At 47.2% G+C, this 1,400-nt stretch carries 1 protein-coding gene; it reads right to left on the minus strand.

Annotation, left to right across the window (positions count from 1 at the left end; genetic code table 11):
- Positions 1–113: 113 nt before the first annotated feature.
- Positions 114–1,243 (minus strand): IS3-like element IS1133 family transposase gene (locus JNC80_RS19900; RefSeq protein WP_085959879.1). Its coding sequence is split into 2 segments (ribosomal slippage): positions 114–997 and positions 997–1,243, totalling 1,131 coding nucleotides; the frame shifts between segments, so codons are not numbered across the junction.
- Between the last annotated feature and the right edge of the window lie 157 nt (positions 1,244–1,400).

Raw genomic sequence — 1,400 nt, forward strand, 5'->3', positions numbered from 1 at the left:
AGTGAAAGGAGCGCCATTGCGCAATGCGCCGGGCTTTCGCTGAACGACCGACAAATAGTGCCGCCAATCATAAACTGGTCTTGCACCGGTTGTGTTCCGGTCTATCTCTCATTTTAAGCGGCTTTTTTCTCAAATGCCACCGGCGATTTCCAGCCGAGTGTTGAATGTCTTCGGCGTGGATTATAAAAGCCATTTATATATTCGAAGATTGCAATCTCAATATCTCGCCTTGTTTGCCAGTGTCTGCGCCAAATCAACTCAGCCTTTAATGATTTAAAGAAGCTTTCTACTGCGGAGTTATCAAAACAATTGCCTTTCCCGCTCATGGACGGCAGCAATTGATGTTTGAGCAGTAGCTTTTGATATTCATGAGCGCAATATTGGCTCCCACGGTCTGTGTGTTGAATACAACCCGGTGGTGGTTTGCGTAAAGCCAACGCCATATTCAGTGCCCTTAATGCAAGATCCTGCTTTAATCGATCACCTGTTGCCCAGCCAATCACGCGACGGGAATACAGGTCAAGGATAACAGCAAGATAGACCCATCCTTCTCTGGTCCAAACATAAGTGATATCGCCTGCCCATTTCTGGTTGGGTGCGCTTGCGCTAAAGTCTTGTTTTAATAGGTTCGGTGCAATGTTGAAGGTATGATGACTATCCGTTGTCCGTTTGAATTTACGCGTTCGAACAACTGTAATGTTATTCTGGCGCATCAAACGTCCAACCCGACGCTGCCCAACCTGCAGGCCCAGCGCTTTCAACTCTTCTGTCATACGCGGCCTACCATAGCTCCCCAAACACAACCGATGCTGCTCACGTATATGCGCTAGAAGTATAAGATCACGACGCTGGCGCAGTGATGGAGGACGGCGTTTCCATGCGCGTAAACCACGATCTGTTACGCCCATCAAACGACATATGCGTGAACGTGAGAGAGAGCCACGGTAATCCGTAATAAACTGAAATCTCACAGCTTTTGTACTGCGAAAAATATTGCTGCCTTTTTTAATATCTCCCTCTCCTCCCGAAGGATACGGTTCTCTTTGCGTAAACGTTCATTCTCACGCAGAAGATCAGTGTCTTGGGTAGGAATTTTAGTTTCATCGGAAATTGATGCGATCCATTTCCCAAGCGTGGAAAGCCCAATACTTAAATCTGACGCAACTTGACGGCGTGTTAAGCCACTAGTGAGTGCTATGCGAACTGCATCACGCTTAAATTCATCACTATGCTTTAATGACATATATGGTCTCCTTGATAACAAATAATGCTCTCAAAAAGACCGGAACGAAACCGAGGCAAGACCAAACTGTCTGCCCCGGTGCTTCGTGAGAGCGATTAAAGATACGTGAATGCTCGCAAATGATCTGGCCCTCGGCGGCAACCACGACACGAGCAGG

It is taken from the genome of Pseudochrobactrum lubricantis, from assembly GCF_041929865.1.
Taxonomy (GTDB): domain Bacteria; phylum Pseudomonadota; class Alphaproteobacteria; order Rhizobiales; family Rhizobiaceae; genus Pseudochrobactrum; species Pseudochrobactrum saccharolyticum.